The organism is Hymenobacter agri (assembly GCF_054778495.1).
In genome coordinates, this window is record NZ_BAAGZM010000209.1 from 1 (window position 1) to 6,621 (window position 6,621).

Here is a 6,621-nt window from a genome sequence, read left to right on the forward strand (position 1 = left end):
GTGCGCCAACTCGGGGTGCGGCGCCTGGGCCGAGCTCCAATCGGCGGGCAGCGCGGCCCCGAGCAGCACGGGGAAGTATTGGGGTTTTTGCAGCTCGGCGGTGAGCAGCGCGCGGCTGGCGGCCAGAATCTGGAGGCGGGGAGTTTGGGTGATAAGCGGAATCATGGGAGCAGTATACGGGGGTTTGGGCAGCGAAGCTACCCGCCCACCTCCTCACGGCCCGACGGCCCACCCAGGCAATGCCAGGAAAGACTTAGCCGCCGGGCCGTTGCGGTGGGGCAGGGTACCACCAGCAGTAGCCACCGGGCCGGGCCCGAAAGATTATGCGGCGTTCTGGCGGGCAGCGTACGGGGCAGGCGCAACCTCGGCCGTACCTTTGCGGCCATGACGCCCACGTTGCCCGGCTTGTATTTTGAGAACCGTGCGGGGGAAGTACGAAAGGACCCCGACGGCTTTTTGCGCACCACCTGGGGTAGCCACCAACGCACGCTGCCGGCTACCCAGGCCGTTTTCGAGAACATGCTGCGCGCCCTGCGGCAGTTTGGCCTGAGCCGTATCCTCGTCGACCAGACGCGCATGGTTCCGTTCACTCCCGAAGAGCAGCAGTGGATAACCCGCGAGTGGATGCCCCGGGCCGTACTGGGCGGCTACCGCTACGGGGCCGTTGTGGTATCGACCAATGTGCTGGCCCGGCTGGCCACGGCCTTCATCACGACCGCGGTGCAGGGGCTGCCGTTGGTATACCGGTCCTTCGACGCCGAGGATGAAGCCCGGCGCTGGCTGCAGCAGCAGCCCGGCTAAAACAGACGCGCCCTGCGGCAGCTGCCACAGGGCGCGTCTGGCCCGAAAGCCTTGGGCAGTTAACTTAAAACTTCAGCCCCACCGAGGCCAGGTAGTTGCGCGTAGCCTGCGGGTAGAACCAGTTGAAGGTTTCCTGATTGCCGCTGGCCCCGATGTAGCTGTACGTGTAGCCGTTGGCCGAATATTCGCGGTTCAGCAGGTTGTTCACCAACAGGCCCAGCTCAATCTCCTTCATAAAAGCCGGATGAATAGCATAGCGCAGGCGGAAATCAAGCGTTTTGTACGGGTCGAGGCTGCGGTTGGCGTTCTCGGAGTTGTCGAGGTACTGGCGGCTCACGGTTTTGAACAGCAGCGCCAGACGCAGGCCCTTCACAGGCTGCCCTTCGAGTGTGTGGGCCGACACAAAGCCGGGCGAATAGGAAATGGTGGACGTGCGCGCCGCGGCCAGCACGGGCGCGTAGTTGGCATCATACGTCACGTCCTGGTAGTCCAGAATTCGGTTCTGGCTGAAGGTGTACGTGGTGCTGAGGCTGATTTTATCGTTGGCCGACACGAAGCCGCTCAGCTCCACGCCGCGGCGGTAGCTGCGGGCCACGTTGGTGCGCAGGGCCGTGCCCACGTCGTTGAGCTGGCCGGTAGCCACCAGCTGGTTTTTGTAGTTCATGTAGAAGGCGTTGGCCTCAATGCGCAGCGCGCCGTTCGGGCCCAGCAGGCCCATGTCGGTGCGGTTCAGGCGGTAGCCACCTTCGAAATCTTCGAGGCGCTCGGCTTTGGCCGATTGGTCGCCCACGGGCCGGTCGGTGAAGTCGGAGCGCACGGGCTCGCGCTGGCCCACGGCAAAGCTGCCGTAGAGCTGCTGCCCATAGCCCAGGCTGAGCGTGGCGCCGGCCTTGGGGTTGAAGAAGGTGTAGTTGGCGCGCGTCGTCACGTCCTGGTTGCCCTGCTCCACGCCGTCGATGCGGTACTCGATGTGGCGCACCTGCACGTCGCCGTAAATGCCCAGCACCGGCGCCACCTGCCAGGTGGCGCGGGCGTAGGCGTTGTAGTCGGTTTTCACGGCATTGTTGAAGTAGTAGCGCTGGTTCAGGAAGCTCGTCGAGGCGTAGCGCGCCCAGATGATTTCGCCGTAGTGGTCGCCGTCGTAGCGGTTCCAGGCGCCCCCGACAGTGGCTTGCAGCTTGCCGCTGGCGGGCTGGTAGTTCAGGGCCAGCGTGCCGCCATAGAAGGTATTATTCAACCACTTGCGGTCGACCAAGTCGGTGCGCCGCAGGGTGTCGCCGCCGATAATCACGTTGGGCAGGCCGTAGTTCGCGAACTTGCGGCCCGTGCGGAAGCTTTCATAGTAGCCGAAGCCGCGCGTGAGGTGCAGCGCCGCCGCCAGGTTCCAGCTGCTGCCCAGGGCCTGCGAAAGGTGCAGCTGGTAGTGGTTCTGCTGGTAGTTGTCGGTCTGGTTGTCGTAGGTGTAGTAGCTGTAGCGGCGGCCTTCCTGTAGCACGCGGGCCGCGTCGGCCGGGCTCAGCTCACCGTTGTCGACGTAGGTTTGGAGCAGGGCGCGGTTGCCGGTGATGGCCGGCTCGGGCACGCCGTTCCAGGCCTGGTAGGTTTTTTCGCGGCCCGAGAAGGTGATGAATTTCAGCAGCGTGTTCTTGGCCTGGTAGCCGGCGGCGAAGTAGTACGATTTCAAATCGGAAGCCGCCCGGTTCATGTAGCCATCCGAGGCAATGCGCGACAAGCGGCCGTCCACTGTAAAGTGCCCGTTAATCAGGCCCGTGCCGAACGACACGTTGTTCTTCCAGGTCTGGTAGGAGCCGTAGGTGTTCTGGGTTTCGGCGTAGGCCTCGCGGCGGTTGTCGAGGGTACTGATGTTGAGGCTGGCCCCGAAGGCCGCGCCGCCGTTCTGGCTGGTGCCCACCCCGCGCTGAATCTGCAGCGAGTTGATGGACGAAGCCAGGTCCGGCAGGTTAATCAGGAACGCGCCGTGCGACTCCGGGTCGTTCAGCGGCACGCCGTTGATGGTGGTGTTGATGCCCGTGTTGCTCGTGCCGCGAATGCGGATGTCAGTGTAGCCCACGCCCGCCCCGGCGTCGGAGTTCACCACCACCGAGGGCGTCTGGTTGAGCAGGTAGGGCAGGTCCTGCCCGAAGTTTTGCTTGGCCAGCTCCTTTTTGCTCAGGTTGGTGTAGGCAGTGGCGGTGCGGTCGTTGGCGCGCGAGGCCGTCACGAGGGCTTCGGGCGTGACGATGCGACGGGCAATGGCCGTATCGGCCGGTACGGGGCCAGCGGGCGCGGGGCTTTGTGCCCACGCCGGAGCAGCCGCCAGGCCCAGCAGGACAGCAGCCGCGAAGTGTACAGTTTTCAAAAAAGAAACGGGTAAAAAATGGAACGCGCCGTCGCCCCAGGGGTCGGAGCGGCAGCGGAAACGTCCGCGGATTGTTTATTCCCTTCGCCGGCATTACCCGGTTCAGGTTCGATGGGTATCATCTCAGCCGATGTCGTGCACAACATCAGCACCCCTAAACATGCCGCAAAGGTAAGGCTACGCCGGCCTCCGTACCGCAGTTTGTGCTAAAATTGACCACCCCAAACCTGCGGCCCGCTTGCCGGTTTCCTGACTGTCAGTTAATTTAGGGACGTCGGCCGGCGCAACGCCGGGCCGGGGGCCTACGTTCACAGGCCAGCACCGTTTTAGCCGCCTCCGCCATGTTCAGCTTAGTGTACGCCGCCGCTTTCTGCGCCTTCTTTCTGTTTGTGCTGGTGATGCCCGGGCGGCGCCGGCGCGTAGTGCCCCCACCCCCGCCCACCGATGGCGACGACGACGGCGGCGAACCCCACGACCCCGGCCTGCCCGACCTCGACCTGCCCCCCGGCATCTCGCGCCCCATCAACGACTGGGAACCCGAGTATAACCGCCGGAGAGTGGAGATTTAGGAAGAATAAACGTCAACGAAACGTCAGCAGAACGTCATGCTGAGCTTGTCGAAGCATCTCTATCGCCGCAGTAACTAAATACGTTGCGCAGTAGAGATGCTTCGACAAGCTCAGCATGACGTTCTGCTTTACCCGGTTTTCTCAGCCGATTTCCATCGAATACGTGGCGGAGAACGACTGCCCGGGGGCCAGCGTCAGAATGCCTTCCTTCTCGCTGAGCTCGCCGGGCTCGCCAGCCGGGCTGGCCACGCCGTACCAGGGCTCGACGCACACAAAGTTGGCGCCGGGTCCTTTGGTCCAAAGGCCGAGGTAAGGGAAACCGTCGAACTGAAAGCGCACGAAGCGCGCCGACTTGCGCGAGCGCAGCGTGAGCCGCGAGAAATCGTAGTGCTTGAACACCAGCGCGTCGTCGGCAAACAGCTCATAGCTCAGCGGCAGCTCTTGGCCGTGGGTGAGCACGCGGGCCGTGTCGCCGGTGAGTAGGCCACCGGCCAGCAGATGCCGGTCGAGTGTCACGGGGTGGTCGAAGGCGAAGTAATAATCTTCGAACTGCTCGCCGGGCAGCAGTGGGCAGCGCACGGCCGGGTGCGCCCCAATGCTGAACAGCAGCGGCTGGTCGGTCGCCGGGTTGCGCACATCCCAGCGCACGCTCAGCTGCGCGCCCCGCAGTGTATAGGTAATAAGGAGTTCGAAGGCAAACGGAAACACGGCGCGGGTGCTTTCATCGTGCTGCAGCCGAAACACCAGCTCAGTAGCCGTTTGGCGCAGCACGGCAAACTCTTGGTCGCGGGCGAAACCGTGCTGGGGCAGGCGGTAGTCGCGGCCCTGGTAGTGGTAGACATCGCCGGGCAGGCGCCCCACCAGCGGAAACAGCACCGGCGCGTGCCGTCCCCACACGGCCGGGTCGCCCGACCAGAGGTATTCGAGGTTGTCGGCGGTGCCGACGAGGCTGATAAGCTCGGCTCCGTGCGGGCTGAACGTGGCCCGGCATTCGGGCGTGGTGAGCGTGTAGGACGCGGGGCGGTAAGGGGCGCGGGGTTCTTCCATCAGAGGTACGGGAGGCTGAGCGGCGGTTTGCAGCAGTTCATCCACCAGAAAGCAGGCGTGGCTGAACCGGCGGGTGTAGTCGCCGGCTATTTCGGCAAAGTTCGACATCTGCTCGCGCAGCTCGCGCTGGTAGAGGTCGTAGAAATGCTGGCGCAGGTGGGGATGCTCGCGCAGCGGGTCGGGCTGCCAGGGCATATCCACGCCCATGAGTAGCACCAGGTCGTAGTGCTGGCGGGCCACGGCTTGCAGAATCCATTCGGGGCAGGTGCCGAAGGAGTGCTCGAACCAGATTTTAATCACCAGCAGGTCACTGTCGAAAAACACCACGCGGTAGCCTTTGGCCTCGGCTTCGGCCACGGCGGCGGCTTCGGCGGCGAGCTGGCCGCGGGCTATTTCTTCGAGGTCTTCGGGCGAGTAGTGCGGGCCGGAATCGGCCAGGTACTCGCGGGCAAACTCGGGGGCGAAGGTGGTGCCGTAATGCGCCGCCAGCTGGGCCGCCAACGTCGATTTGCCCGTCGATTCGGGGCCAGTCAGAGAAACACGCAGCAACAGAGATACGGGGGGAATGACTCGTGAAAAGACAGTTGCGGAAGGGAAGGATGGAGCCGGCCGGGCTGGCCGGGGTACGGTCAGTTAGCAGCTGGCGCTACGGGCGTGGCCCGCAGCTCGCGCCGCCACTGCCAGTAGCCATAAGCCGCCAGGGCCAGGTATAGAAAGTAGAGTAGACTACTGATATATAACCCCTTGTTCCAGTACATGGGTACGTATATCAAATCGACAAACAGCCAGAGCAGCCAGTTTTCGACGCGCTTGCGGGTAAGCAGGTATTGGGCGACTAGGCTGCCAGCCGTGGTAAAACTATCGATGTGTGGCAAGGCAGCATCGGTGTGCGCGTGCAAATAGTAGCCAAAACCCAACGTGAACAGCCCAACAAAAGCGGTAGAAATTAGCCATTCGCGTCCGGTAGTGCGTGTTATCCCCAACACCGATTCGTCACGGTCACCATAAAGCCACTTGTACCAACCGTAAAAACTCAGTGCGATAAAAAAGCCCTGCAAGCCAAAATCAGCATAAAACTTTGTTTGCCAAAACAATATCGCATATAACACACAGCTCACAATAGCCACCGGGAAATTCCAGATGGACTCGCGTGCGGCCAGCCACACGCAGGCAAACCCGGTTACGACGGCCGCGATTTCGAGTCGGGGGGTGGCCTGCCAGTATCGGGCAAAGGCGCCGGCCATATCAAACGTCAAAAACACACTCACGAAGGCGCACTGCTGATGAATGCCGCAAGGTAGCGCCGGCCGCCCCTAATTTTGGGATTTCAACGCCCTCGCATGTCCTCCGAACCCCTCGACCTTACGCCCGAAGACCTGCACCGCCGCCTGCAGGCCGGCGACGACCTCCAGCTCATCGACGTGCGCGAGGAGATGGAATTCGAGTACTGCCACCTGCCCGGCAGCCAGCTTATTCCGCTCGATGAGCTACCGCGCCGGGCGGCCGAAATCCGCACCGACGGGCCGGTAGTCGTCATCTGCCACCACGGCGTGCGCTCAGCCCACGCGGCCGGCTACCTGCGCCAGCGTCTGGGCCGCACCAACGTGCTGAACCTGTGCGGCGGCGACGATGCCTGGGCGCTGCGCGTCGACCCAACTTTTCCGGTATATTAAAGGACGCATTGGGCAACCGGCCGGCAAACCCGGCGGTCGGGCAATGGTTTGCGTTTAAGGCCAACGCATCCCACCCGCTCTCATGCCCGATTTCGTTTCGCTCCCCACCCCACTCCTGGCCCCCGATGCGGTGCCGCTTTCGGCTCGCCTGGCCCTGCGCGAGCGGCCGGCC

At 63.3% G+C, this 6,621-nt stretch carries 6 protein-coding genes and 1 riboswitch; of the genes, 3 read left to right on the top strand and 3 right to left on the bottom strand.

Translation table 11 applies throughout. From position 1 onward, the window contains the following. The first annotated feature begins 384 nt into the window (after nucleotides 1–384). On the top strand, nucleotides 385–801 hold the full coding sequence (locus ACYVDE_RS11725; protein WP_460501733.1) for a hypothetical protein: 417 nt from the start codon (nucleotides 385–387) through the stop codon (nucleotides 799–801). Between the two features lie 64 nt (nucleotides 802–865). Here the strand turns inward: ACYVDE_RS11725 and ACYVDE_RS11730 are convergent, their stop codons facing one another. Then, on the bottom strand, nucleotides 866–3,160 hold the full coding sequence (locus ACYVDE_RS11730; protein ID WP_460501734.1) for a TonB-dependent receptor: 2,295 nt from the start codon (nucleotides 3,158–3,160) through the stop codon (nucleotides 866–868). Nucleotides 3,161–3,220: 60 nt separating this feature from the next. Further along, nucleotides 3,221–3,326, bottom strand: a riboswitch (TPP riboswitch). A 175-nt stretch (nucleotides 3,327–3,501) separates the two neighbouring features. Between ACYVDE_RS11730 and ACYVDE_RS11735 the strand changes: the two genes are divergently transcribed. After that, nucleotides 3,502–3,729 (top strand): hypothetical protein, encoded by a 228-nt coding sequence (locus ACYVDE_RS11735; RefSeq protein WP_460501735.1) that lies wholly within the window; start codon nucleotides 3,502–3,504, stop codon nucleotides 3,727–3,729. Nucleotides 3,730–3,870: 141 nt separating this feature from the next. Here the strand turns inward: ACYVDE_RS11735 and ACYVDE_RS11740 are convergent, their stop codons facing one another. Continuing rightward, nucleotides 3,871–5,325 (bottom strand): aldose epimerase family protein, encoded by a 1,455-nt coding sequence (locus tag ACYVDE_RS11740; RefSeq protein WP_460501736.1) that lies wholly within the window; start codon nucleotides 5,323–5,325, stop codon nucleotides 3,871–3,873. Between the two features lie 80 nt (nucleotides 5,326–5,405). Continuing rightward, nucleotides 5,406–6,020 carry a nicotinamide riboside transporter PnuC gene (gene pnuC / locus ACYVDE_RS11745; RefSeq protein WP_460501737.1) on the bottom strand — a complete coding sequence of 205 codons (615 nt, stop codon included), beginning with the start codon at nucleotides 6,018–6,020 and terminating at the stop codon, nucleotides 5,406–5,408. A gap of 96 nt (nucleotides 6,021–6,116) precedes the next feature. Between pnuC and ACYVDE_RS11750 the strand changes: the two genes are divergently transcribed. Continuing rightward, nucleotides 6,117–6,449: a rhodanese-like domain-containing protein gene (locus ACYVDE_RS11750; protein WP_460501738.1), complete on the top strand. Its 333-nt coding sequence runs from the start codon at nucleotides 6,117–6,119 to the stop codon at nucleotides 6,447–6,449. The last annotated feature ends 172 nt before the right edge of the window (nucleotides 6,450–6,621 follow it).

Excerpts from the sequence above, each read along its gene's own strand:
- ACYVDE_RS11725 (WP_460501733.1), top strand. The coding sequence starts at position 385 with ATGACGCCCACGTTGCCCGGCTTGTATTTTGAGAACCGTGCGGGGGAA.
- ACYVDE_RS11735 (WP_460501735.1), top strand. The coding sequence starts at position 3,502 with ATGTTCAGCTTAGTGTACGCCGCCGCTTTCTGCGCCTTCTTTCTGTTT.
- pnuC (WP_460501737.1), bottom strand. The coding sequence starts at position 6,020 with ATGGCCGGCGCCTTTGCCCGATACTGGCAGGCCACCCCCCGACTCGAA.
- ACYVDE_RS11750 (WP_460501738.1), top strand. The coding sequence starts at position 6,117 with ATGTCCTCCGAACCCCTCGACCTTACGCCCGAAGACCTGCACCGCCGC.